Annotated in this window: 23 protein-coding genes; 11 read left to right on the forward strand and 12 right to left on the reverse strand. The window is 72.9% G+C overall.

The genetic code is table 11. From position 1 onward, the window contains the following. Positions 1-76: 76 nt before the first annotated feature. The 4 genes from ACGF2Y_RS34035 to ACGF2Y_RS34050 form a co-directional block, all read right to left on the reverse strand. The gene (locus ACGF2Y_RS34035) at positions 77-1,858 is read right to left on the reverse strand and encodes a VgrG-related protein (protein ID WP_392955413.1); all 1,782 of its coding nucleotides are present in this window, start codon (positions 1,856-1,858) and stop codon (positions 77-79) included. Then, on the reverse strand, positions 1,855-2,577 hold the full coding sequence (locus ACGF2Y_RS34040) for a LysM peptidoglycan-binding domain-containing protein (RefSeq protein ID WP_392955414.1): 723 nt from the start codon (positions 2,575-2,577) through the stop codon (positions 1,855-1,857). Before ACGF2Y_RS34040 ends, ACGF2Y_RS34035 begins: the two co-directional genes overlap by 4 nt. 40 nt (positions 2,578-2,617) lie before the next feature. Further along, positions 2,618-3,043 carry a phage tail protein gene (locus ACGF2Y_RS34045; RefSeq protein WP_392955416.1) on the reverse strand — a complete coding sequence of 142 codons (426 nt, stop codon included), beginning with the start codon at positions 3,041-3,043 and terminating at the stop codon, positions 2,618-2,620. 101 nt (positions 3,044-3,144) lie between these two features. Beyond that, positions 3,145-3,579, reverse strand: a complete 435-nt coding sequence (locus tag ACGF2Y_RS34050) for a hypothetical protein (protein ID WP_392955418.1) — start codon at positions 3,577-3,579, stop codon at positions 3,145-3,147. A 490-nt stretch (positions 3,580-4,069) separates the two neighbouring features. Here ACGF2Y_RS34050 and ACGF2Y_RS34055 point away from each other — a divergent pair, with 490 nt between their 5' ends. From ACGF2Y_RS34055 to ACGF2Y_RS34065, 3 genes are all read left to right on the forward strand, one after another. Further along, positions 4,070-4,408, forward strand: coding sequence for a hypothetical protein (locus ACGF2Y_RS34055; protein WP_392955420.1), 339 nt, complete (start codon positions 4,070-4,072; stop codon positions 4,406-4,408). A 12-nt stretch (positions 4,409-4,420) separates the two neighbouring features. Beyond that, positions 4,421-4,555 carry a hypothetical protein gene (locus tag ACGF2Y_RS34060; RefSeq protein WP_392955422.1) on the forward strand — a complete coding sequence of 45 codons (135 nt, stop codon included), beginning with the start codon at positions 4,421-4,423 and terminating at the stop codon, positions 4,553-4,555. Positions 4,556-4,807: 252 nt separating this feature from the next. Beyond that, positions 4,808-5,026 carry a hypothetical protein gene (locus ACGF2Y_RS34065; RefSeq protein WP_392955423.1) on the forward strand — a complete coding sequence of 73 codons (219 nt, stop codon included), beginning with the start codon at positions 4,808-4,810 and terminating at the stop codon, positions 5,024-5,026. A gap of 1,545 nt (positions 5,027-6,571) precedes the next feature. On the opposite strand, the gene ACGF2Y_RS34070 is transcribed toward ACGF2Y_RS34065, so the two are convergent. The 5 genes from ACGF2Y_RS34070 to ACGF2Y_RS34090 all read right to left on the reverse strand — a co-directional run bounded on the left by ACGF2Y_RS34070 (position 6,572) and on the right by ACGF2Y_RS34090 (position 11,261). Beyond that, positions 6,572-6,730, reverse strand: a complete 159-nt coding sequence (locus ACGF2Y_RS34070; protein ID WP_003966147.1) for a DUF6760 family protein — start codon at positions 6,728-6,730, stop codon at positions 6,572-6,574. Then, positions 6,727-7,230, reverse strand: coding sequence for a hypothetical protein (locus tag ACGF2Y_RS34075; protein ID WP_392955425.1), 504 nt, complete (start codon positions 7,228-7,230; stop codon positions 6,727-6,729). Before ACGF2Y_RS34075 ends, ACGF2Y_RS34070 begins: the two co-directional genes overlap by 4 nt. Next, complete coding sequence (locus ACGF2Y_RS34080) at positions 7,227-7,667, reverse strand: phage tail protein (protein WP_007457189.1); 441 nt, start codon at positions 7,665-7,667, stop codon at positions 7,227-7,229. The genes ACGF2Y_RS34075 and ACGF2Y_RS34080 overlap by 4 nt, the downstream gene beginning before the upstream one ends. A gap of 62 nt (positions 7,668-7,729) precedes the next feature. After that, positions 7,730-9,271 carry a phage tail sheath family protein gene (locus ACGF2Y_RS34085; RefSeq protein ID WP_392955427.1) on the reverse strand — a complete coding sequence of 514 codons (1,542 nt, stop codon included), beginning with the start codon at positions 9,269-9,271 and terminating at the stop codon, positions 7,730-7,732. 703 nt (positions 9,272-9,974) lie between these two features. Further along, positions 9,975-11,261: a hydrolytic protein gene (locus ACGF2Y_RS34090; RefSeq protein ID WP_392955458.1), complete on the reverse strand. Its 1,287-nt coding sequence runs from the start codon at positions 11,259-11,261 to the stop codon at positions 9,975-9,977. A 237-nt stretch (positions 11,262-11,498) separates the two neighbouring features. On the opposite strand from ACGF2Y_RS34090, the gene ACGF2Y_RS34095 reads away from it, so the two are divergent. The 5 genes from ACGF2Y_RS34095 (at position 11,499) to ACGF2Y_RS34115 (ending at position 19,780) form a co-directional block, all read left to right on the forward strand. Beyond that, the gene (locus ACGF2Y_RS34095; RefSeq protein WP_392955429.1) at positions 11,499-12,248 is read left to right on the forward strand and encodes a response regulator transcription factor; all 750 of its coding nucleotides are present in this window, start codon (positions 11,499-11,501) and stop codon (positions 12,246-12,248) included. A 299-nt stretch (positions 12,249-12,547) separates the two neighbouring features. Continuing rightward, positions 12,548-15,820 (forward strand): hypothetical protein, encoded by a 3,273-nt coding sequence (locus ACGF2Y_RS34100; RefSeq protein WP_392955431.1) that lies wholly within the window; start codon positions 12,548-12,550, stop codon positions 15,818-15,820. Next, positions 15,817-16,524, forward strand: coding sequence for a DUF4255 domain-containing protein (locus tag ACGF2Y_RS34105; RefSeq protein WP_392955433.1), 708 nt, complete (start codon positions 15,817-15,819; stop codon positions 16,522-16,524). Before ACGF2Y_RS34100 ends, ACGF2Y_RS34105 begins: the two co-directional genes overlap by 4 nt. Next, positions 16,521-18,659 carry an ATP-binding protein gene (locus ACGF2Y_RS34110; protein WP_392955435.1) on the forward strand — a complete coding sequence of 713 codons (2,139 nt, stop codon included), beginning with the start codon at positions 16,521-16,523 and terminating at the stop codon, positions 18,657-18,659. Before ACGF2Y_RS34105 ends, ACGF2Y_RS34110 begins: the two co-directional genes overlap by 4 nt. Before the next feature lie 128 nt (positions 18,660-18,787). Then, positions 18,788-19,780 (forward strand): DUF389 domain-containing protein, encoded by a 993-nt coding sequence (locus tag ACGF2Y_RS34115; protein ID WP_392955437.1) that lies wholly within the window; start codon positions 18,788-18,790, stop codon positions 19,778-19,780. Between the two features lie 29 nt (positions 19,781-19,809). Here ACGF2Y_RS34115 and trxB read toward each other — a convergent pair whose 3' ends face one another. Both trxB and ACGF2Y_RS34125 read right to left on the reverse strand, forming a co-directional pair. Beyond that, positions 19,810-20,799, reverse strand: coding sequence for a thioredoxin-disulfide reductase (trxB, locus tag ACGF2Y_RS34120; protein WP_392955439.1), 990 nt, complete (start codon positions 20,797-20,799; stop codon positions 19,810-19,812). After that, on the reverse strand, positions 20,796-21,209 hold the full coding sequence (locus ACGF2Y_RS34125) for an arsenate reductase ArsC (RefSeq protein WP_392955441.1): 414 nt from the start codon (positions 21,207-21,209) through the stop codon (positions 20,796-20,798). The genes trxB and ACGF2Y_RS34125 overlap by 4 nt, the downstream gene beginning before the upstream one ends. A gap of 92 nt (positions 21,210-21,301) precedes the next feature. Between ACGF2Y_RS34125 and ACGF2Y_RS34130 the strand changes: the two genes are divergently transcribed. The 3 genes from ACGF2Y_RS34130 to ACGF2Y_RS34140 all read left to right on the forward strand — a co-directional run bounded on the left by ACGF2Y_RS34130 (position 21,302) and on the right by ACGF2Y_RS34140 (position 23,918). Beyond that, a complete protein-coding gene (locus tag ACGF2Y_RS34130; protein ID WP_356212810.1) occupies positions 21,302-21,610 on the forward strand; it encodes a metalloregulator ArsR/SmtB family transcription factor in 309 nt (102 codons plus the stop codon). Further along, positions 21,607-22,713, forward strand: a complete 1,107-nt coding sequence (arsB, locus tag ACGF2Y_RS34135) for an ACR3 family arsenite efflux transporter (RefSeq protein ID WP_392955443.1) — start codon at positions 21,607-21,609, stop codon at positions 22,711-22,713. The genes ACGF2Y_RS34130 and arsB overlap by 4 nt, the downstream gene beginning before the upstream one ends. 143 nt (positions 22,714-22,856) lie before the next feature. Then, positions 22,857-23,918 carry an ArsO family NAD(P)H-dependent flavin-containing monooxygenase gene (locus ACGF2Y_RS34140; RefSeq protein ID WP_392955445.1) on the forward strand — a complete coding sequence of 354 codons (1,062 nt, stop codon included), beginning with the start codon at positions 22,857-22,859 and terminating at the stop codon, positions 23,916-23,918. Between the two features lie 237 nt (positions 23,919-24,155). On the opposite strand, the gene ACGF2Y_RS34145 is transcribed toward ACGF2Y_RS34140, so the two are convergent. After that, positions 24,156-24,512, reverse strand: a complete 357-nt coding sequence (locus ACGF2Y_RS34145) for an ArsR/SmtB family transcription factor (RefSeq protein WP_392955447.1) — start codon at positions 24,510-24,512, stop codon at positions 24,156-24,158. Positions 24,513-24,546: the final 34 nt, after the last annotated feature.

A 24,546-nucleotide genomic window follows, 5' to 3' on the forward strand; every position in this document is an offset into this window, starting at 1 on the left:
GGGCAGAGAAGGCAGAGAAGGTAGGGGAGGTAGGGGAGGTAGGGGAGGTGGGGGAGACGGGAAAGGTGACGCGGAGTCAGTTGATTCTGATGAGCTTGGCCTTGAGAACCGCGAGCAGTCCGCCGTCGACCGTGACCCCCGTCTGGCCGTTGACGGTCACCGAGCGGCCCTTGATGTTCACGTCGCCCGTGGCCCCGGCGTCGAGCGTGATGCCCGAAGCGGACAGCTTCACCGAGCTCAGCTCCCGGGTGCCGCCGCGGGCCTTCACCGTCAGGGTGATCTCGCCCTTCTTCTCGTCGAGCATCACGTCGAGCCGCTGATCGCCGCTGGCGATCCGCACCCCGGACGGGCCGCGCGGGGCGTCGAGCAGCTCCAGCCGGTTGCCCGAACGGGACACCAGGGAACGGCGGTTGACCTTGCCGCTGGTCGGATCGACCAGCGGGATGTCGTGCGGGGAGGGCTGGTCGACCCCGTTGTAGAGGCCGCCGAGCACATACGGGCTGTCCAGCAGCCCCTGCTCGAACCCGACCAGCACCTCGTCGTTGACCTCGGGGCTGAACACCCCGCCGCCGCCCTGGCCGCCCCACTGCACGGTGCGGACCCAGTCGGTGACGTAGGTGTCGTCGAGCCACGGGAACTTCAGCCGCACCCAACCGCGTTGGCCCCTGCCCTCCTCGCGGATGTCGGTGACCACACCGATCGCCAGGCCCGGCATGCGCGGGCCGCGCGCGGGGGCCGTCCCGCCGGAGGCCAGCCCCGACAGCGAACGGTCCGGCGAGGCGCTGACGATCACCGTCGTGCGGTAGCCGGTGTCCGGTTCGAGGACGTGGTGCGCGGCGGTCGCGGTGTAGCGGCCGGAGAACGCGGGCCCCACGTTGCCGAGGGCCACCGGCAGGCCCGCCCGCAGCTGGGGGTTCCCGTAGGCGACCGCCTCGATCTCCCCGAAGCCGGCGCTGACCGACGCGGCGAGCGCACCGGCCACGGCCCGGGTCTCCGCCTGCGTGCGGTACGGGGTGTCGGCGATCGTCGTACGGGAGTTGGAGCCGAAGATCCCGGCCGCCGCCGACGGGTTCATGCCCGGGGTGACGGTGTCGCTGCGGACGGACTGCTCCCGGGCCACCAGCCGGGTCTTGGTGTCGACGTTCCAGCCGCGCACCTCGACGCTGTCCGCCCCGTCCGCCCCGGTCAGCACCGCCCGCAGGGCCAGCAGGTTGTTCCCGTACTCCAGGACCATCGGGTCGCGTGTGGCGGACGTCGAGGGCGAGGGGGCCGAAGCTGCGGGCTCCGGCTTGGTGAACTGGAGCAGGCCCTTGGCGTCCACCCGCACGGTGGCCCCGCTCTCGGCCGCCAGGTGCTGGAGGAACTCCCAGTCCGACACGTTCGGCTGGGTCACCTGCTTGTACGTGACCGGCGCGGCCTCGACCTTCCCGCAGGCCAGACCCGCACCGGTGGCGACCTTGCGGACGATGTCCGCCGTCTTCATGTTCCGGTACGCCACGACCTTCCGGCCGCGCTGGAGCCGGTGAGCCCTGGAGAACGCCCGGACGACGGTGAACGATCCGGTGGTGTCGGTGTCCAGCTCGATCGCGGTGACCTCTCCGGTGAACAGCTGCTCGCGCACCCGGTCCTGCACGGTGACCACCGAGATGGTCAGCGGGGTGCCCATACCGATGCCGGTCTTGGTGAGGAAGGTGTGGTCGGGGTCCCGGTACATCAGTACGGCGGTGTCCGGCAGGCCCACGTTCTCGTCGACCACGCAGCTCACCAGCTGGGTGGCCCAGGCGATGGGCAGCTCGGCGGGCGCCTCGACGATCGGGTCGGCGGCGAAGGAGCGGCCGGGGGATTCCGTGCCGCTCATCGGTTCTCCTCCGCCAGGTGGTCTTCCCGTCCGGGCACGAGGAGTTCCCTGCCGGGGGTCAACTGCATCGGGTCGTCGATGTCATTGGCGTGCGCGATGGTCCGCCAGGCGGTGGCGTCGCCGTACTCCCGCCAGGCCAGCAGCGGCAGGCTGTCCCCGGCCACGACCCGGTGGGTGCGCCGCGCCTCCTTCGAACCCGAGGTGGGGTTCTGGCCCGCCGGGTCGACGCTCGCCTCCTCGATCGACAGGGAACAGGTGGCGCGCAGCGGCTTTCCGTCGACGTCGAAGAGGGTGTAGGAGACGGAGAGGTTGGAGAGCACCCCGTCGAACGAGGTCGTCTTCGACGTCCCCCAGTCGAAGCGCACCCAGGGGCTGGCGGGCGTCTTGCGGGCCAGGCTGCTCGGGGTGGGGACACACGCGGTCATCAACTGCTCCACCGCCTTCTCCACGGAGTTGTCGTGGGTGGCCGTCGCGTCGAGGAAGACCTCCAGCGACAGGGACCGGGGCCCGCTGCCGACGAACTCGGGCAGCGCGGACTGCCCGGCCATCCGGGACGGAGTGCGCCGCCACTCGGTGCTCTTGCTCAGCGAGAGCTTCGCGGGGTTGAACTGCAACGTGAGCTGCGCGAGCGCCCCGCCGGGCTTGGTGCCGATGGCCGACGGCGGCTCCATGATGGTCAGCTGGGCACGAGCGCGGCTCGCACGGAGAGCGGGTGACATTGCGTTCCTCCTTCCTTGGTCCTGGTCCTGCCGGGGGCGGTCAGGAGGGCTCCAGGCCCTCGTGCGTGATCTCCAGCGTCTCGATCGCCGCCTGGGAGTTGGCGGGGTCGAAGGACGGCCCCTGCCAGCGCACCGGCACGATGCCGTGGACCTGCCAGCTGATGATCCGACTGAGGTCGGGGCGCAGCGCCACGATCTCGCCGTCCTTGGGCTCGACCCGCTGGATCGTCTCGTTCAGCCAGCGCGCGATCTTGAGGGTGTCGGCGGTCACGGGGCGGGTCAGCGTGATGTTCGTCCAGGTGATCCGCCCCGGCAGCTGCCAGGCGAACCCGTTGTTGCCGCCCTCGGCGTACGTCTCCATCTCCACCTCGGCGCCCAGGCCGGAGCAGGTGTGGAACGCGCCCAGGTCGCTGCCGCCGATCGCGAGCTTGAAGAACACGCTCGTCGCGAAGATGTTGTCCGTCATGCGTCTCTCGTCTTCTCTGCTGTCTCTTGTACGGGTCGTGCGGAGGCGGGCGGTACGGGTACGAGTACGGGTGCGGTTCGGCGCCGGGGGCGGTCGCGCCGTCAGCGGCGGCCGTCGTGCAGCCGTCCGCTGCGTTCCCGGCCCCGCCGCAGATCGGCGCGGATGAGCCGGCTCACCGGGTCGAGGAGCCGGCGGGCCAGCTCCTCGATCTCCGTTCCGCTCAGCCGGTTCGCCGGAGGGGCGTCGGGAGCGCTGTCGGAGCCGGTGGCCGCCCCCGTCGCCCCGGCGGCGGACTTCGCGGGTGCGGCCTGCACGGGAACCCCGGTGATCCCGGCGTTCGCCGCCGCACGCTGGACCGCCTGGGCCCGGCTCTCCGGACGACCCGCTCCGGCGGCCTGCGCGGGCGCGCGGGGCGGCACCCGTACGGAGAGACCCGGCGGCCCGCCGGGAGCGGCACCGCCCACGGGCACCGGTCCGGCGGCCGGCGGGCCGGCACTGTCGGGCACCACCGGCATCGCCAGCCGCTGTACGGGCACGGCGGCTTCCGGCCGCGCGGCTGCGGGCGGATGCGGCCGGACGACAGGAACGGGAGCAGGAGCGGAAACAGGAACGGGAGCGGAAACGGGGGCGGAAACAGGACGTCGGCCGGGGGTGGTCGCGGACGCCGACGCTCCTGAAGGCGTCGGCGGTATCTCCGGCCGGGAGGGCAGGGCGTACGGGAGCGTCGCGGCGGGCACGGCCGGAGCGGTGGCGGCGCGTTGTACGGGAGGGGCAGCCGGGGAGGCGTGCGGTGCGGGACCCGGCTGCGGTGCCCGGCGGGCGCCCGGCCCGGAAGCCTGGTGCGGGGGCGTGCCGGGGGGCACGGGCGAGGGCGTCGTGGCCCGCCCGGACCGCCGTACGAGTCGCTGGAGCACGCCACCGGTGGGGGCGGGTGCGGTCTTGGTCTGTGGGGCGCGGCGGGGTTCGCGCTGTCCGTCCCGGCCGGTCGGTCCGGCGCTTCGCTTCGCGGTGCCGGGGGCCGGGTCCGTGGAGGATGCGCCACCCCGGCGGGCGGGGCGCGCGGTCGCGGAGCGCTGGACCGTGGCGCCCGGCACCGTACCGGAGGGGGCGGGCCGCTGGGCGCCCGGCAGGCTTCCGGTCCGCCCGGCGGCGGGGCCCGGCTGGGGCACGTCGCGCCGCCAGGTGGCCGCGACGACCGGCCGGGAGGTGCTGCCGCCTGCCGCCGCCGTCGTCGGGGGTCCCGAAAACCCTTCTGCGGAACCGGTGTTCACCGTCAGGGCGCGGCTGGGGAGCAGGGTCCGTGACCGCTGGACCGTGGGCGACAGTGTCGCACCGCCGAAGCCCTGCGCCGACGCCCGGTCCTGAGCGATCGGCCGGATGCGTACAGGCGGCGGGGGAGCGGCGGAGGCCGAGGCCGAGCCCGTACGCGTGCCGGAAGGGGTGGAGGCCAAGCCCGTACGCGTACCGGAAGGGGTGGCGGCACGGGCGGGTCCGGGGGCCGCCGTGCGCTGAACGGCGGCGGTTCCGGGCGGGGAAGTGGCAGGCACGGCGGGCGCGGCGGAAGCCGATCGCACCGGCATCGCGGAGGGCGCGCCCGACGGCGCCGGGGCGTGGGCCGGAGCAGCGGGCCCGGAGCCCGGAGCCGTCGCCGGTCCGTGGCCAGGGGCCCGGCCCGCATCGGGCAGCGTCCCGGCGGACCGGCGGTCACCGAGCAGTGGCGCTTCGCCGCCGAGCCGGGCGGTCGGCGGCAGCGAGGGAAGCGGCGTGCCGATCCCGCCCCGCGCGCGGGCCCGTGCGCCGCCGGAAGCGTCGGGCCGGGGCGCCGGGGAGGGGGTGGCGGGCGTCGCGCCGCCCGGGGCCGGTGCTCGCTGCACGGCGGGGGAGGGGCCCGATGGCGTCGACGAACTGGACGGCCGGGCGGGCTGGGACGGCCGGATGGGCGGCTGGGACGCCGGGGGAGGCTGGATGGGTCGGGACGGCTGAGGCGTCCGGGTCCGGGCGCCCGGCGACGGCTGCTGCCGTGCGGGGGAAGGCCCCGGCCCCTTCTCCTTAGCCGGCCCGGGTGCCTTCGCCGAGCCGGACGAGGAGGAGGCAGAGGCCGAGGGTGTCGTGGGCACCCTCGGCGTCGTGGATGTCGCGGGTGTCGTGGACATTGCGGGCGTCGTGGCCGGCGGGCTCGGCGGGTCCGATGCCTGGCGTTGGAGTACCGGCATCTCCGCTGCCGGGTGAGCCGTCGAGGGGGCGGACGGAACGACGCCCGCCGGGCCGTGGGCACCGGCCGGCCGGGCGCCGGCGGGCAGCTCGCGCAGGGGCTCGCCCAGGGCCGGGCGCACCACTTCGGTGGCGGACCGGTCAGACGCACGGTCGAACGACGGGGCGTCGCCGCCCGGAGCCGTACGGTCCGGACCGTACGGCCGCTCGGACACGACCCGTTGGACGGCGGGAGGGGCAGCCGGACCGGCCGGTGCGGCCGATGCGGAAGGAGCAGCAGGCGTGGAAGGCATCGAAGGCAGGGAAGGCGTGGAAGGGGCCGTGGGCGGGGCGGGCGGGAGCCCGGCGATCTGCCGCAGCGGCATCGCCGGGCGCCGGGCGACGATCAGCGGCGGGGCGATCCGCTGCGGACGTACGGCCGCGGGCCGGGCCCGATACTCCGCCTCCGATCCTCGGCCCGCGAGGCGCGGCGGAAGCGGCGGGGCCGCAGGAGTGCGTGCACCGGACGGCACGGACGAGCCGGACGGGGCAGGGGAGCTGGACGGGCCGGAGGAACGCGACGGGCTGGACGAGCGCGACGGATCGGAAGAACGCGACGGCCCGGAGGACCCCGAAGGCCCGGAGGAACCTGACGTACCAGAAGCCCCCGCCGTACCAGACGTGCCCGATGTACCCGACGCGCCGGACGGCGACCGGTTCGTGGCGGACGGGGCCGGTCCACGCGACCCGCCCGACCGCTGGACCGGCGGCGATGCAGGACCCGGCTTCCCCGTACCCGTACCCGTACCCGTACTCGTACCCGTACCGCTGTTCGTCCTGTTGCCCTTTTCCGCCGTCCGGTTCACCGAGGCGGTCGGCAGGTCCGTCCTGGGCTCGACGGGTTCGTCCGCGCCCGAGGGCCGGACGGCGCGCAGCAGCAGCGGTCCGCCGGGGGACGCGGCCCGCGCACCGCCCGCGCGGGCGACGCCGTGGATGAGGCCGACCGGGGCCGACGGCAGGACGGAGTGGCCGAGTTCGCCGCCGAGGGCCGGGTTCTGCCAGGAGGCCAGCCGGGACCGGAACCGCAGCCCGTCGCTCACACCGATCGAGGACCGGGCGACGGTCACCGACGGCGGGGCCACCCGTCGCCAGCCGCCGTCCCAGCCACCGCCGTCCCCGCCGGACGCCGCCGGAGCAGCGGAGGCGGGGTCGGCGGCCGGGACAGCAGTCTGTACGGCGGGTACGGCGGGCGCACTCGCGTCCCCGCCGCTCTCCCGCGCGGACGCGCCGGACCGCTGCCGGTCCGTCCGACGGAACCAGTCCCCGAGCCCCACACGATCACCCGCCTTCGTTGACGCGGGTGTTGATCCGCGCTATCTCCCGCACCCACTGCTGACGTTCGCCGTGGGTGAGGTCGAGAATGTCCTCACGCTGCCAATGGAAGTGGTAGGCGACGTACGCGATCTCCTCCCGCAGCCGGGGAAGCGCGTACGTCACGATTCCCCCAGGCGCCCACCCGAGAGGTCCACCTCGAACGACCCGTGGCACAGCGGGCAGGTCACCGCGGCATGCGTGTGGCCCTCGCTGTTGATCCGGCGGTAGAAGTCCTGGAGGAACGCCACATCGGTCGCGTACATCCGCTCGACGATCCCGGCGTGCACATCGGTGACCGTGCCGAGCTGGGTGATCACCTGGCTCAGCAGCACCACGGACAGATACGCCGGGTTCTCCTTCACCCGCAAGTCGATCTGCGGGCGCAGCTCGTCCCGGGCCGTCGCGAGCCGCATGGTGCCGCTCCGGTGCACCTGGCCCTCGTCGTCGACGTACCCGCGCGGCAGCTCGAAGGCGAACTCCGTCTGCAGCGACTCCCGTTCCCGGGGGCGGGCGGGCGCGGGCGCGGAGGTCTCCTCGCGCGCACCGGGTCCGGCGGGCGCGGCGGCGAGGTTGTCGAGGACTTCTTCGAGCCCGCCGCCCGACGTAACGGTCCGGCGCCTCATTCGACCACGATCTCCTCGAAGGTGATGGTCACCGTCTCGGTCGCCGCACTGGACTCGCCGGCCTTGAGGGAGGGACCCTCCCACTTGGAGGCCCAGCCCTGCATCAGCTGGATGCGGCGGACGGTCTCACCGGTCGAGTCCTTGATCTCGATCGTGAGGTTCTGCCGCGCGGTGTCGACGGCCCCGTTGTTGAGGGTCTCCTTGATCCAGGTGGTGAACTCGCTGCTCTTGTCGAGGCCGCGGGTGATCGTCACCTCGCCCGCCTGACGGGCACCGGGCTGCTTGCGGATGATCTGCTTGCCCTCGGCGGTCACCTGACGGACCTCGACGACTTCTTCCTCGACGGTCATGCCGCTGATCTCCTGGATGGACTCCACGAGATAGCCGCCGAGCTGAACGCCGAAGACGTGGGTGGAAAGAGCGTCGCCCTCTGCCATGACTGTGTGTCACCTGTTCCGATCGATGGTGAAAGTGAATGAGTGGGGGAGGACCGCGGGGGTCACTCGTCGACGAGGCTGGTGCTGTCCGAGAACTGCGAGAGACGGAAGATCACGAACTCCGCGGGCTTCACCGGGGCCACCCCGATCTCACAGACGACCTGACCGAGGTCGATCGACTCCTGCGGGTTGTTGCTCCGGTCGCACCGGACGTAGAACGCCTCCTCGGCCGTACGGCCGAACAGCGCACCGCGTCGCCACTCCTCGGTGAGGAAGGCGGTGACGTTGCGCCGGATGCTCGACCAGAGGCGGTCGTCGTTCGGCTCGAACACCACCCACTGGGTGCCCAGGAGGATGGACTCCTCCAGGTAGTTGAAGAGGCGGCGCACGTTCAGGTAGCGCCAGGCCGGGTCGGAGGAGAGAGTGCGTGCGCCCCAGATGCGGATACCGCGGCCGGGGAAGGCGCGTACGCAGTTCACGCCGATCGGGTTGAGGAGGTCCTGCTCGCCCTTGCTGAGGCGGATCTCCAGGTCCACCGCGCCCCGGATGACCTCGTTGGCGGGGGCCTTGTGGACGCCGCGCTCGCCGTCGCTGCGCGCCCAGACGCCGGCCACGTGACCGCTCGGCGGGACCAGGGAGTTGCGGCCGCTCGCCGGGTCGAAGACCTTGACCCACGGGTAGTAGAGGGCCGCGTAACGCGAGTCGTAACCGGCGTCCTCGTTACGCCAGGTGCGTACCCGCTGGGCGTTCATGCCCGGCGGGGTGTCGAGGACGGCGACCCGGTCGCCCATCTGCTCACAGTGCGAGATGACCGCCAGCTGCACGGTCTTGACGCCCTCGGCGTCGATGTCCCCGCGCTGGAAGGCGCTCATCAGGTCCGGGACGGCGACCATCGTGATCTCGTCGATCGCTTCGAGACCGGCGAACCCGGTACGCGCGGAGGCGTCGCCCACGTACTCGGACGGGTCGAGCCGTGCCACACCGGAGCCGGGGGCGCCCGTGGCGGCGGGGGCGAGCGCGACGGTCTGCTTCTCGGGGCGGCTCTGGGCCGTGCCGGGCTGCTCGGTGACCTGGACGAACTTGGAGTCGCGGACCTGGGTGACCAGGTAGCCCTTGACGTTCTTGCGGGTGGAGACGTCGTACGTCTCCACGGCCTTGCCGCCCTGGCGCACCAGCAGCCGGAAGCGGTCCTCCGGCGGGTTCTCGCCCTCGGCGTCGGCGATCTCCACGGAGAGGTCGGCGCCCGTGCCGGGCTTGGCGGAGACCAGGAACCCGCCGAGCGCGACGGGTGCGGGGGTCTGGGCGACCGCACCTCGTGCCGTGCCCTCCGCGCCCTGCGCGGGGCCGCCGATGCGCACGATGTAGGCCGCGCCGCCGCCGTTGGCGAAGAAGCCGTACACGGCGTGCGTGAGGTAGGTGTCGGCGGTGAAGGTGCCGAACGTCTGGACGTACTGGTCCCAGTTGGTCACCAGCGTCGGCTGGTGGAAGGGGCCGGTCCCGGCGAAGCCGACGAAGGCTGCGACCGCGGTGCCGACTCCTTCGATGGGCCGTGCTCCGGACTGCACCTCCTCCACGTAAACACCGGGGGTGAGGTACGACGGCATGCTCGCTCCTTCTGGACGGTCACTTGATCACTGCCCAGTCTTGACCGGCCGAGCGGGCGGAGAGTAGGCCCAGGAGTCCTGGACGCGGGGCAAGGAGACTGCCCTTTCCGGGCCCCGTACCCGGGGGAACACTGCCCTTGGCGGGCCGGCCGGAACGGTCGCCGTATTCGCGGTCGCCGACGCGTATTCCGCCGACGTGTGAAGAGAACGGGAACAACACGTTACGGAACAGCGCGCCGCGGCCGCCCCTGTCGGGGGATTGGGCGAAAGGGCGGTCGCCCCGCCAGGGACCCGATGTGTTTGGTATCTCTCTTTCCCGGTAAACCGCGGAAGACCGGGAGCCGTCGGGGGTCACCGGGGAAACCCCCCAAGGTGACGAGATTCAGCCAGAATACGCCGAGAAGGTGGGCGGATTCAGCCGCGCGCGGAGGGGAGAAGCGGGCACGGGGAGCTTCCGAACGGGCACCGCCGGCCGCCCTCTCACCGTCAGGACCACTCCTGAGCAGGCCTGTTCGTGTCCGCGGCCACCGGAAGCGGATATTCTTCCGATGCTGTCGCTGTCGCGGACGACCGAACTGGTAGGGACCTCTGGTGTACCCGGGAGAGTGAATCCGCCATCGCCCGGCATACCGGGTTTCCGCTCAGCAGGGTTTCTGCTGTTGTCTCGTCGACAGGCGAAGCGGAGCGATCGGCGTCGCTGTTTCTATGGTGTGAGATCGCTCAGCACGCCGCTGACATTCAGAACCTGATGGCACCCGGAAGCCTGTGTTCCGGTGGCCGGAGTGCCGGGCTTGGCGCAGGTGACGGAAGCGGTGACGGTGGCGTTCTCCGGAACCTGAATGGGGGTGACCCAGTGATAGTCCTGGTTGCGGAAGGTTTCCAGAGCGATGGTCGTGATCTTGTGCTCTCCGAAGGAGATCGTCACGATGCCCTCGTCACCCTGGAAGTTCGCCACCACGACGTCGGTGACGCCGAACACCTTCCCGGCCGGAACCTTGTAGGCCCCCTCCTCGGTGGCCCCCGCCCGGGTCTGTACGTCGATGGTCCGGGACGCCTGCTGACCGCCGCCGCCCCCGCCGGAGCCGTTGCCCCCGCCGGAGGCCGGGCCGGAACCGCCCGTACCGGGTGCCGTTCCGTCCGGGCCGGTTCCCTCTCCCTGACCGCCGGCCGGGTTGTCCGCACCGCCCGGCGGGGTCGCTCCCTGCTCCTTGCCGCGCTCGGACTCCTCCTGCGCGGCCTTCGTCCCCGCCTGCTCGGCCGTGCTCTGCACCGCGGGGCGCACCAGGGCGAACCACGCGAGCAGCAGGGCCAGCAGCGCGGCCAGCACGATCAGCAGCCACTTGGGCAGCACCGGTATCTGGGCGAACTCCCCGGGCAGCGGCTCGGGTCCACCGGGCTGCTCGTCCTCGGCCTTCGCCTCGACGCCCTCGGTCGCCCGGACCTCGAACGGCCAGGTGACGGGCTCACCGAACCAGATCAGCTTCCGGGCCCGGACCTTCAGCCGGACCTCCGCCGACTCGCCCGGCTCCAGCCGCTTCTTGTCCGGCGCGAAGGCGAGGCGCAGATCCTCCCCCGCCTGCTTGCCCGCGAGGGCCACGTCGACCGGGGTGTTCCCCTTGTTCTGCACGGCGGTACGGAAGCGGGCGCCCAGCCAGCCCCGGCGGCGGCGCGGTTCCAGCTCCGCGCGGAGCTCGTGGAAGGGCTCCACGGTCACCGTGCCCTCGGGAACCACCACCGACTCGGGCCGCTCCGCCGGCAGGACCCGTACGGCCAGGGGGGTCTCGCCCGCCCGGACCTCGTGGGAGCGGGGCGGGGCGAAGGTGAGGGTCACCGTCTCGGAGGTGCCCGGGTAGAGCGACACACGCGCCGGCTCGACGGTGCTCCAGGCGGCGCAGTCGCCGACCACTTCGAGGGTGTATGCCTCGACGATGTCGCCGTCGTTGCGCACGGTCAGGGTGGTCGTCGCGGTACCGCCAGGCGACACCGTCACCGTGGGGCTTTCGAGTTCGGCAGATGTGGTCACTCTGCGACGGTAGGCCGCCGGCGGCGCTCAACAGCAGAGACGCGAGGGCAACAAGCGGGCAGGGGTGGTGCCCCGAGGGCCCACCGCCACGGTGTCCCCGCGCCCCCTCCACGGGCCCGCGCGCCCTGCCCCGGCCGGCGGGGGCGATACGAGCACCAGCAGGCATACCGGGCTGAAGTATCCGAGAAAGACGGGCACGGAACGATGACGACGATCACGGACACGACGAACACCACGACGCACAGCACGGCGCACAGCACGGCGGCGCGCGGGCAGTACCGCAGGCCCGACGCGGCGGGCCGCCGCACGGCCGGCTCCGGGGGAGCCCCCGGGGGCAGGGTCTCCGTGGCGGTGTACGCGGAGGACCTGATCCTGCAGACGGGCATGATCCACCAACTGCGCGTGCGCCCCGAGATAGAACTGCTGCCGGAGGCCGAGGCGGACCGGGCGCAGGTCTCCCTGGTCGTGGTGGACATGGTGGACGAGCCCACCGTCCAGCTCCTGCACCGGCTCCAGCGCAATACCTCCACCCGCACCGGACTGGTCGTGGGGTTCTTCGAGTCGGGCGCCCTCCAGACCATGATCGAGTGCGGGGTCGCCGCCGTCCTCCGGCGCGGCGAGGCCGACCAGGACCGGCTCGTCCACCTGGTGCGGGCGATGGCCAACGGCGAGGGCGTGCTGCCGGGCGATCTGCTCGGCAAGCTCCTCGACCACGTCAGCTCTCTCCAGCGGACGGTCCTCGACCCCCGGGGGCTCACGCTCTCCACCCTCACCGCGCGCGAGGCGGAGATGATCCGGCTGGTCTCGGAGGGCTGCGACACCGCGGAGATCGCGCAGAAGACCTCGTACTCCGAACGCACCGTCAAGAACGTGCTGCACGAGGTCGCCACCCGGCTCGAACTGCGCAACCGGGCCCACGCGGTGGGATACGCGATGCGGCACGGGCTGATCTGAGGACCGGCCGCGCAGGTGCGCCGCATCCGGACCGGCACCCGGACCGCCTCCGGCACCCAGGTGCCCGAGGTGCTCCGGTGCCCAGGGGCTCCGCATCCGGCCCCGGGCCCGGCCGGTCTCCGGGGCCCAGCACCCGGACCGGGCCCCTCCGGCGGCCCCCTGCCCCGGGCGCAGCGGGTCCACCGCCGCAAAGGGCAGCGGTCCCTTCCCCCGCTCCGGGTACTCGCGGCCTGTCCTTCGCCCCCGCACGCGGGCGAGGCTGGCCGGTGGAGAGTCATCGACAGACTGTGAGGTGGGCCGTGACCGGCACTGCTGGCCCGGCAAAGCATTCCCGGCTGGGCCGACTGACCGTCGCGGTGGTGCTGTTGGCGCCCCTGCTGCTGGTCGGCTCGGCCGCCGCCCCGCACGGGGCGGGCGAGGCCGTCGCCGCCGCGGCGGACACGAAACCGCTCCAGGCGGGGCGTATCGCCTTCGCCGGTACCGAACACCGCAGCCTGGGGCAGGCCAACGACGCGGACACCACCGACCCGCTGTTCGGCGACGGCCCCGCCCACTACGACCAGGACCCCTCCGCCCGCGGGGACGTCCTGGTCTTCACCAGCCTGCGCGACAGCGCCCGGCCCCAGGTGTACGTGCGCGGCGCGGACGGCTCGGTGCGCCGGATCACCACCGGCCGGGACGCGGCCCACCCCGAAATCTCCCCGGACGGCCGGACCGTGGTCTTCGACTCGGCGGAGCGAGGACCTGACGGCACGGTCCAGCGCGACCTGTGGGCGGTCGGCGTCGACGGCTCGGATCCGCGCCGGCTCACCGACACCCCCGAGAACGAGGAGTCCCCGACCTGGTCCCCGGACGGCACGAGGATCGCGTACGCCGGTGACGGCGACGCCGCACGGGGGTGGCAGATATACGAGCGGGCCGTCGCCGGCGGCCCGCGGACCCGGATCAGCGACGGACCGGCGGGCGACGCCACCGAGCCGTCCTGGAACCCGGTGGACGACGACGCCCGCCGGGGCCTCGTCGCGTACACCCTCACCACGAACCCCGACCCGGACGTCGACGACGGCACCGAACTGCGGGCCACCCGGGGCAGCGGGACCGACCGGCCGCTGCTGGCCGGTGACCACGCCGCCTGGGGCACCCGCTCGGCCTCCTGGCTGCCGGACGGCAACGACATCGTCTTCCTCAGCCCGTACCACACCTGCGGCTGCGACGACTTCGACCACGTCTACCGGGTGACCGCGTTCGAGCCCGAACCGCCGGACCAGCTGGTCAACGAGAACCGCGCGGTGGGACCGCCCACCTGGTTCGCTCCGGCCGGGACCGTCGTCATCCCCCGGATCACCGCGAAGCCGGACGGCAAGCTGTCGGCGGCGCACATCGTGACGCTCCAGGACGTCCGTCAGGACGGTTCCGACCCCCGCGACCTGCACCTCACCATCCTGAAGGAGGACCCGGCGGCCCGCACGAACGAGGACCCCGCCGTGAACCCCCTGTTCAGGCCGGCCGCCGGGTACGACCCGTGGCACGAGCGGCAGAACTACACGCCCGACGGCCGGCGCATCGTCGTCACCCGCTTCGAGGACGGCGGCAACGGGCGGATCGAGCGGATCTGGATGGCCGACGCCGACGGCACCGACGAAGCGCCGCTGCCGCTCGACGGGCGCGGCCCGGACGACTGGGACACCGACCCCACCTTCTCGCCCGACGGCACCAAGCTGGCGTTCACCCGCACCTCGCCCGGCGGCGTCGGGGACGCGTCGGGTCCGGGCCGCATCCTCATCGCCGACGTGGCCACGGGCGCGATCCTCGACGAGATCCGGCCGCCCGAGGGCCGGCAGGCGGGTGACGACGCCCAGCCGACCTGGTCATCGGACGGCGTCAACCTCGCCTTCACCCGTAAAGAGGTCATCAACGGCAACGGTGGCAACAAGCACATCTGGGTCGTGCCGGTCGCGGACCTCGACCGGCAGCGGGACCTGAGCGCCACCATCTGCCCCGGCGACTGCGAAGTCATCGACGACAGCCCGGCGTTCTCCCCGGACGGCCTGAAGGTGGCGTTCAACCGCAAGGACGGCGGCGGCCGCGTCAACCAGCAGGCCGGCGTCCTCATCAAGCCCCTGCGCGGCGGCGGCTGCCGGGTCGTGCTGCCCTCCGTCCAGAAGGACGACCCCGACGGCTGCGACCTGCCGATCCCCGACACCAGCGCGACCGGCCCCCACCAGCCCCGTGACGTGGCCTGGTCGCCCGACGGCAGCAAACTCCTCTTCACCTCGCGCCGGGAGCTGCCGCCGAACTCCATGGAGCAGCTCTCCGTACTCGACATCGCCTCCGGCGACGTGGCCCCCGTCGACAACACGCACGACGGACGGCAGAAGGAGCCCGCCTTCCAGCAGTCGGTCGACCTGTCGCTGACCGCACCGCCCACCGGGGACCCGGTGGAGGTCGGCTCGTCCACCGAGGTGACGGTCACCGTCACCAACCGGGGCCCCTCGCCCTCGCCCGGCACCACGCTCACCGTCGACGCCCCGCCCGGCGTACGGCTGGAGGAGCTGACCACCGACGCCGGGACCTGCGCCGCCGGCACGCCCCAGTGCGACCTCGGCATCGTCCCGCCCGGGACCGGCGTGGAGATCACGGCCCGGCTGACCGGCGTGACCACCGGCGACCAGCGGATCGGCTGGTCCGTCACCGGGGCGGTCCTGGACCCCAACCCCACGGACAACGCCACCGGGACGATCGTCCCGGTCGAGGACGTGCCCCCGCCGCCGACCCCGACCCCCACACCCACCACGCCGACGCCGACCCCGACGACGCCCTCCCCGACACCCACGCCGACCCCGACGCCGACCCGGACGACCCCCGCGCCGCCGCCGACGACCACTCCGCCCCCGCTGCCGGCCCCCGCGCCCCCGCCGCCCGCGCCCGAGGCCGGACCCGGCGTCACCGTGCGGGCCCAGCCCAGCCCCGGCTACGTCGGCGGCAAGGTCGTGGTGACGTACACCGTGCGCAACGGCAGGAACGCGCTCGCCACCGGACTCCGGCTGAAGCTCGGGCTGCCCGCGGACATCCCCGCCGGACCGGCCCCCGCGGGCTGCACCGGCGGCACGTGCGCGCTCCCCGACCTCACACCCGGCGCGTCCACCGTCGTCAGCGTCGTCCTGTCGCCCGACAAGGCACTCCGTACGACGATCACCGCACAGCTCACCACCACGGGCACCGACGCGAACCCCCGCGACAACGTCTCCCGGATCCGGCTGCGCATCCTCCAGCCCCGCATCATCGCGGTGCCCGCCATCGGCAAGCCCGGCTTCGTCACCTCCGTACGGGGCAAGGACTTCCCGCCCGGCGCGCCCGTCACCCTCAGCTGGAAGCCCGGCATCACCGCCGCCGCGGCCCCGACCCGGCCGCTGGGCGACGGCACGTTCATCGCCCAGCTCCTCATCGTGGCCAAGGACCGGACCGGGCCGCGCACGATCACCGCGAAGGGCCCCGGATTCAGCCCGGTGAAGACGCCGTTCCTGGTGGTGCTCGGCACCATCACCCCGCCGGACGAGGTGATCCGCCGATGATCCACGAAGTCGACGAGGGGCTGCGGCTGCTGCTGGCCGAGGCCGGACTGGAGGACAGCGGCGTCGACCTGGTCTTCGACGCCCCGACGAAGGACTGGTCCGCCCGCCGCAACGCCCCGACCATCAGCGTCTTCCTGCACGGCATCCGTGAGGACGCGGGCAGGCGGCGCACCGGCACGGCCGGGACGCACGACGAGGCGGGCGTGGTCACCGGCTGGCGGACCCCGCCGCGCTGGTTCGAACTGACCTATCTGGTCACCGCCTGGACCAACCGCCCGCAGGACGAACACCGGCTGCTCTCCGAGGTGTTGCGCACGCTCGTCCGCTCCGACGTGCTGCCCGCCCGGATGCACACCGGCAGCCTCGCCGAACTCGGACTGACCGTGGAGCTGGAGGCGGCGGGCCCGGGAGCCGGCGGACCGTCCGCCTCTGACGTCTGGTCCGCGCTCGGCGGCGAACTGAAGGCCGCGATCGACCTGCGGGTCGTCGCACCGCTCGCCGGCGAACGCACCCCCGCCGGCCCGCCGGTCACCGAAGGGCTCGTGATGAAGGCCGCACCCCACCTGGACGGCGACGACAGCGGCGGCCCCGGCCGCCGCCTGCGCTACGACGGAGCGTCCGACCCGGGCGGGCAGGGCTTCGCCGCGCCCCGTGAACGGCAGCTGCCGCCCGGCCGGCGCAAGCGGGGGAACGCGGCACGATGACCCTGGCACCACAGCAGACCCGGTCCCCCGGCCCCACGGCCGGTGCCGGGGAACCGGGCTTCGAGGAGCTCTGGGAGCGGCTCGGCCGCGTCGAGCGGCGGGTCCGGGAGGCCGTCGCGGCGCGCCGGGCCGTCGACCCGGACCCCGACGACCCCTACCGGGGGCAGTACCTCACACCCGAGGCCGCGAGCCGGATCCTGGAGACCCGCGACGCGTTCACACCCGTACCGCCGTACGGTGCCGAAGCCGCGCCGGACGCTGCCGCCGGGAGCCGGCTCGGCCACCTGGCCGAGCGGTTCGGCCTGGCGCCGCTGGACGTCGAACTCCTCCTGGTCGCCCTGGCCCCCGACGTCGACACCCGGTTCGAGCGGCTGTACGGCTACCTCAACGACGACCTCACCCGCCGCCGGCCCACCATCGGCCTGGCCCTGGAACTCTGCGGGCTGCCCGCCGCGGGCTCCGGCCGCTTCCGGTTCTCGCCGTCCGCCCCGCTCGTCGCGGGCGGACTGGTGGAGATCGCGGACCCCGAACGCCCGTTGCTCTCCCGGACCCTGCGGGTACCCGACCGGGTCACCGCGCATCTCCTCGGCGACGACGAGACCGACGGCCGGCTGCGCGGGTTCGTCCGGGTGGCTTCACTTCCGCAGCAGCCCGACGAGCGGCCCGAGGTCCCCCGGATCGCGGCCGCGCTCGGCACGGGCAGCGGCCTGGTGCACCTGCTCGACCGGGGCGGCGACCCGTGCGGCCTCGCGGTCGAGGCCCTGGGCGCCGCCGGCCGGCGCCCGCTGGTCGTCGACATCGCGGCGCTCGCCACCGCACCCGAACCAGCGCCGCTCGTACGGGCGTTGGCGACCGAGGCCCGCATCGGCCGCGCCGGGGTCATCCTCGGCCCGCTCGAAACGCTCGCCCCCGAACGCCCCGAGGGGGCCCGGGTCCTCGGCTCCCTGTGCACGGCGCTGGGTTCCACGCCCCTGATCGCGTACGGGAAGAAGAACTGGGACCCGCTGTGGACCGCGGAGAGCCCGGTGCCCGTCACCGTCCTGCCCCCCGGCCCGGACGGCGCCGCCCGGCAGTGGCGGCGCGCGCTCGCCGACGCGGGCCGCTCGGTCGGCCTGTCCGCCGCGCACGCGACCGCCGACGACGCGCTCATCGAGGCGGCCGCCGCCTACCGGCTCGACTCCGGCCAACTGCGCAGGGCCGCGACCGTCGCGTCCCGGCTGGCCGTCCTGGGGCCCCGGCCGGTGACCCCCGAGGACCTGCGGGCGGCGGTCCGCGCCCAGAACGGCGCGGGCCTGGAGCGGCTCGCCCGCCGCATCGAGCCCGCGGTCGGCTGGGACGACCTCGTGCTGCCCCCGGTGACCCGTACCCAGCTCTCCGAACTCGCCCTGCGCGCCCGCCACCGCGAGACGGTGCTCGGGCAGTGGCGGATGCGGCCGGGCGGCGGCCGGGGAAGAGGCGTCATCGCCCTGTTCGCCGGGGAGTCCGGCACCGGCAAGACCATGTCCGCCGAGGTGATCGCCGCCGAACTGGGCATGGAGCTCTACGTCGTTGACCTGTCCACGGTGGTCGACAAGTACATCGGGGAGACCGAGAAGAACCTGGAGCGGATCTTCGTCGAGGCGTCCGACGTCAACGGCATCCTCCTGTTCGACGAGGCCGACGCGATCTTCGGCAAGCGGTCCCAGGTCAAGGACGCGCACGACAAGCACGCCAACGTGGAGTCGGCCTACCTCCTCCAGCGCATGGAGTCCTTCGACGGCATCGCCGTGCTCACCACCAACCTGCGGGCCAACCTCGACGAGGCGTTCACCCGCCGCCTGGACGTCATCGCGGAGTTCCCGATGCCCGACGCCGAGCAGCGCCGGGCCCTGTGGGACCGCTGCCTGGGCCCGGCGATCCCACGCGATCCCGCGCTCGACCTGGAGTTCTGCGCGGACCGCTTCGAGCTGGCCGGCGGGTCGATCCGGGCCTGCGCGGTGACCGCCGCCTACCTCGCGGCCGAGTCGGGGGCGCCGCTGACCATGGACCAGCTCGTCACGGCGGTGCTCCAGGAGTACCGCAAGCTCGGACGGCTGGTGCTGGAGAGCGAGTTCGGGCCGTGGCTGGGGAAGGAACGGGCGCGCGGCGGACGGTAGCGGTTGCCGCACAGGGCCGCCCGGGGCCCTGCCGACAGGGCGGCGGGCGCGGTGTCGCGCTGACCCGAATGGCTGACGCCACGCGGGTGGCTCCCGCCTCTGCGGCGCCCGGCTCCGATACTGAACCGATGATCACAGGACTGCGCGCATGGGTGCTTCCGGAGCGTCAACGACGATCGCAGGCCGAGCTCGCCGAGGACCTGGACCTCTCGTGCGGCGACGTACGCGCCAAGCAGTCGGCGTTCTGGACGATGCTGTTCTTCTCCGCGGTGATCGCGGCCGGCGGTGTCCTGACCGATTCCACGGCCACGGTGATCGGTGCGATGATCATCGCGCCGCTGTCCACCCCGATCATGGGCATCGCCATCGCCGCCGTACAGGGCCGACGCGGCTCGGCGGGCCGGTTCGTGCTCGCCGGGGTGCTGCTGGTGGTGGCGGTCGGAGCAGTGGGTTCGCTGGCCGTACCGGCCGATTACGATCTGCTGTCGAACGGTCAGATCGCCGGCCGGACCTCGCCCGGCCTGCTGGACCTGGTGGCCGCCATGGCAACCGGCTTCGCCGGAGCGCTCGCCCTGTCCCGCAAGGACGTCGCGGCGGTGCTGCCCGGCGTGGCCATCGCGATCTCGCTGGTGCCGCCCCTGGTCGTGGTCGGCGTCTGCGCCGGACAGGGGGCCTGGTGGCTGGCGCTCGGCGCGCTGGTGCTCTTCCTCTCCAACCTGCTCGCCCTGGTCTTCGCCGGCATGATGGTCTTTGCCGCACTCGACCACGCGCAGGAACAACCGGCCCGAGCACCGCGCCGCACCTACCTGGCGCTCGGGCTGCTGTTCGCCGCGGTGGGCCTGGTGCTGGCGGCCAACACCACGGTGAACGTACTGCTCCACGTATGGACGACCCGCACCTCCGCCGCCGCGACCGCGTGGCTGTCCGGCACACCCGGCGCGCAGGTCATCGGCGTCCAGGCACGTTCCCGGACGCTGTACATCTCCGTGCGCACCCCGAGCGACCTGCCGCCGCTGGAGCGGCTGCTCGCCGACCTCGACGGGAAGGTGCCCGACGGACTACCGGTGGCGGTGGTGACGACGCAGGGCCGGCAGCTTCAGGCCGGCCGGGTCGGGGACTGACCCTTCGTGAAGGAGTACCGCCGGGATGCTCAGAGCGCCGTCGGCGTCTTCTCGGGCTCCGCGGCCGCCTCGGCGTCGGTGAGGGCGGCGAGGTGGCGCTCGGCGTCCAGGGCCGCGGCGCATCCCGAACCGGCGGCGGTGATCGCCTGGCGGTAGGTGTGGTCGACCACGTCTCCCGCCCCGAAGACGCCGGGGATGTTCGTACGGGTCGAGGGAGCATCGACCTTCAGGTAGCCCTCGTCGTCCAGGTCCAGCTGACCGGCGAAGAGTTCGGTACGCGGGTCGTGGCCGATCGCGATGAACAGGCCGGTGGCATCGAGGTCGCGCGTCCGGCCGCTGAACGTGTCGCGCAGGACGAGGCCGGACAGCGCGCCGCCCTCCTCCTTGATCTCCGCGATCTCGCTGTCGAAGGCGAAGGAGATCTTGTCGTCGGCGAAGGCGCGGCTCTGCATGACCCGGGAGGCCCGTAGCGCGCTGCGGCGGTGGACGACCGTGACGGACCTGGCGAACCGGGTGAGGAAGGTGGCCTCCTCCATCGCGGTGTCGCCGCCGCCGACGACCACGATGTCGCGGTCGCGGAAGAAGAACCCGTCACAGGTCGCGCAGGAGGAGACACCGCGGCCCGACAGCTCGTCCTCGCGCTCCAGGTTCAGCTTGCGGTGCTGCGATCCGGTGGAAACGATCACCGTACGGGCCCGGTGGACCCCTCCGCCGCTGTCGGTGACCGTCTTGATGCCGCCCGTGAGGTCGACGGCGACGACGTCGTCCGGGATCAGATCGGCGCCGAACCGTGCCGCCTGGGCCCGCATGTTGTCCATGAGGTCCGGGCCGACGATGCCGTCGCGGAACCCGGGGAAGTTCTCGACCTCCGTGGTGTTCATGAGCGCGCCGCCCGCCGTCACCGAGCCTTCGAAGACCAGCGGCTTGAGATCGGCGCGCGCGGTGTAGAGGGCGGCGGTGTATCCGGCGGGGCCGGAGCCGATGACGATGACGTCGCGGATGTCCGTGCCGGCACTCACTTGGACGGCTCCGGCGCGATCTCCTCGATCAGGCCTTCGACCATGGCCTTGATCTCGTCGCGGATCGGGCGGACCGCCGCCACGCCCTGGCCGGCCGGGTCCTCGAGCTTCCAGTCCAGGTAGCGCTTGCCGGGGAAGACGGGGCAGGTGTCGCCGCAGCCCATGGTGATGCAGACGTCCGACTCCTTGACCGCGTCGACGGTGAGGATCTTCGGGGTCTCGGCGGAGATGTCGATGCCGACCTCGGCCATCGCCTCGACGGCGGCCGGGTTCACGGCGTCGCCCGGGTCGGACCCGGCGGAGCGGACCTCGACGCGGTCTCCGGCCAGGTGGGTGAGCCAGGCGGCGGCCATCTGGGAGCGGCCGGCGTTGTGGACACAGACGAACAGAACAGAGGGCTTCTCGGGCATCAGGAGGTCTCTCTCGTCACACGGTCGAATCAGGCGCAACTGAGATCAGCACCCGGTGGTGTCAGCAGCCACTGATGTGAGAGTATCAGCCCATGATGACGTCAGTCGACACTGAACTGATCAGGGTGCTGGGCGATCCGCTCCGGCTCCGGATCGTGACCCTGCTCGCCCGCGAGACGCTGTGCACCAGCCACCTGGTGGAGGAGACCGGCGCCCGGCAGACCAACCTCTCCAATCACCTGAGAGTGCTGCGCGAGGCCGGGGTCGTGGAGACCGAACCATGCGGCCGCTTCACCTATTACAAGCTCCGCCCGGACGTCATCGCCCAGCTCGCAGGCCAGTTCGCCGACCTGGCCGAGTCCGCCCGTAACGCTGCCGAGAACAAGAGGGCCTGTCCGTGACCCCCACGCAAGCACCCGCGACGACCGAGGAGCCCTCGGTCGTGAGGAAGCTGTCCACCCTGGACCGCTTCCTCGCCGTCTGGATCCTCCTGGCCATGGCCCTCGGCCTCGGCCTCGGCCGCCTGATCCCGGGCCTGAACGACGCACTGGCGAAGGTGGAGGTCGGCGGAATCTCGCTGCCCATCGCCGTCGGCCTGCTGATCATGATGTACCCGGTGCTCGCCAAGGTCCGCTACGACAAGCTCGACGCCGTCACCGGCGACCGCAAGCTGATGATCTCCTCGCTCGTCATCAACTGGATCGTCGGTCCGGCCGTCATGTTCGCGCTGGCGTGGACCTTCCTGCCGGACCTTCCCGAGTACCGCACCGGTCTGATCATCGTCGGCCTCGCCCGCTGCATCGCCATGGTCATCATCTGGAACGACCTCGCCTGCGGTGACCGCGAAGCCGCAGCCGTCCTCGTCGCCCTCAACTCGGTCTTCCAGGTCATCGCGTTCGGCCTGCTCGGGTGGCTCTACCTCGACCTCCTGCCCGGCTGGCTCGGCCTCGGCGAAGGCGAGACGCTCGACATCTCCATGTGGAAGATCGCCCTCAACGTCGTCATCTTCCTCGGCGTGCCCCTGCTCGCCGGCTTCCTCACCCGCCGCATCGGCGAGAAGAAGATGGGCCGCGAGTCCTACGAGGCGACGTTCCTGCCGAAGATCGGCCCCTGGGCCCTCTACGGCCTGCTCTTCACAATCGTCATCCTCTTCGCCCTCCAGGGGAAGACGATCACCTCGCAGCCGCTGGACGTCGTCCGCATCGCGCTCCCGCTCCTCGTGTACTTCGCGATCATGTTCTTCGGCAGCTTCCTGATCGGCAAGGCCATCGGCCTGGCCTACGACCGCACCACGACCCTCGCCTTCACGGCCGCCGGCAACAACTTCGAGCTGGCCATCGCCGTCGCCATCGCCACCTTCGGCGTCACCTCCGGGCAGGCACTCTCCGGCGTCGTCGGCCCGCTCATCGAGGTCCCGGTCCTGATCGCCCTGGTGTACGTGGCCCTGGCCTGGCGCAAGAAGTTCGCCCCGTCCGCGATCACCACCGGCACCACGCAGCACTGATGCGCCGTCTCGGCTCCCGCCCCCCCGTATCCCGCCGCCGCGCCCGCCCCGGCCCGCGCGACTGCCCGGCCGCCGGTGGAAGCAGTGCCGCGCGGGGGCGGGGCGGGAGCCGAGCCGCCCGCCGCCGCCACGGAGGTGACCCGGTGACGCACACGCTGGATGTGGACGTGGTGGTGATCGGCGGTGGCCAGGCCGGGCTCGCCGCCGGCTACCACCTGCGCCGCCAGAACCTCGACTTCGTCATCCTCGACGCCCAGCCCGCACCGGGCGGCGCGTGGCGGCACGCCTGGGAATCGCTCCGCCTGTTCTCCCCGGCCGCGTACTCGTCCCTGCCCGGCCGGCTGATGCCTGCCCAGGGCGGGGCGGAGTACCCGGACGCGCACCACGTCCTCCAGTACCTGACCGCGTACGAAGATCGCTACGCCCTGCCCGTACAGCGACCGGTCCGGGCGCTGGCCGTGCACCGTGACGGTGACCGGCTGCGGGTGGAGACGGACAGGGGAGACTGGTCCGCCCGAGCGGTCATCTCGGCGACCGGCACCTGGTGGCGGCCCTTCCTCCCCGCCGTACCGGGCCAGGAGGTGTTCACCGGCCGTCAGCTCCACACCGTGCGGTACCGCGACCCCCGCGAGTTCGCGGGGCAGCGGGTCATCGTGGTCGGCGGCGGGAACTCCGGCGCGCAGGTCGCCGCCGACCTCGCGCCGCACACCGACCTGACCTGGGTCACCCGACGGCCCGCACGCTTCCTGGCCGACGACATCGACGGCCGCGCCCTCTTCGACACCGCCACCGCCCGCCGCCGCGCCCTGGACGCCGGGGACACGGACACCGGCGGCGTCGCCTCGCTGGGCGACATCGTCGCCGTTCCGCCGGTCCGCGCCGCGCGGGACGCCGGGCTTCTCAAGGCCCAGCCGATGTTCGCCCGCCTCACCGAGGACGGTGCGGAGTGGGCCGACGGAACGAGAGCGGAAGCCGCGGCGATCATCTGGTGTACAGGCTTCCGTCCCGCCCTGTCCCACCTCGCCCCGATGGGCTTGCGTGGCGAACGCGGCCGTATCCCCACCCGGGGCACCCGGGCGGTGGACGAACCGCGCCTGCATCTCCTGGGGTACGGCGACTGGACGGGGCCCGCCTCGGCCACGCTGATCGGCGTCGGCCGCCCCGCCCGGGACGCGGTCCGCGAGATCGCCGCCGTGCTCGGCTGACGCCTCACCGGTCGTGGTCAGGGTGCGCCGATGGCGGTGGGCCAGGGGGTTGCGCACATATCGCGGCGTGCGACCTCGTTCCGGGTCTCCGCGTCGACCTTCCGAGCAGCGGCTGTGACCGCCTTACGGAAGTGCCCGCTGCGCCACGGCGGCCCGGCCCTGTCCCGTATCCACCGGTGCATGGCCACGGACACCACACCGGCCGTCCGCGGGCAGCGGTGACGGTCCTGCCGGGCGTCAGCCGGCGGCAGACAGCAACTGCCCCATGGCCGCGAGGACGGAGGGCTCCACGCGGTAGTAGACCCACGTCCCGCGCCGCTCGGAGGTGAGCAGGCCTGCTTCCCGCAGCTTCTTCAGGTGGTGGGAGACCGTCGGCTGGGAGACGCCCACGTCGGAGATGTCGCAGACGCACGCCTCGCCGCCCTCGTGCGAGGCGACGGCGGAGAACAGGCGCAGGCGGACAGGGTCGCCGAGCGCCTTGAACATCTTCGCCGTCAGCTCGGCCTCCTCCGCGCTCAACGGCCGTTCGGTCAACGGCGGGCAGCACGGCACGACGGCCGGTTCCAGCACGGGCAACGACCTGGCATTCGACATACGCCTATGTTGACACATATCGAATCAATGGGCG

This window comes from Streptomyces sp. NPDC048142 (assembly GCF_043202835.1).
In the GTDB taxonomy this organism is placed as follows: Bacteria; Actinomycetota; Actinomycetes; order Streptomycetales; family Streptomycetaceae; genus Streptomyces.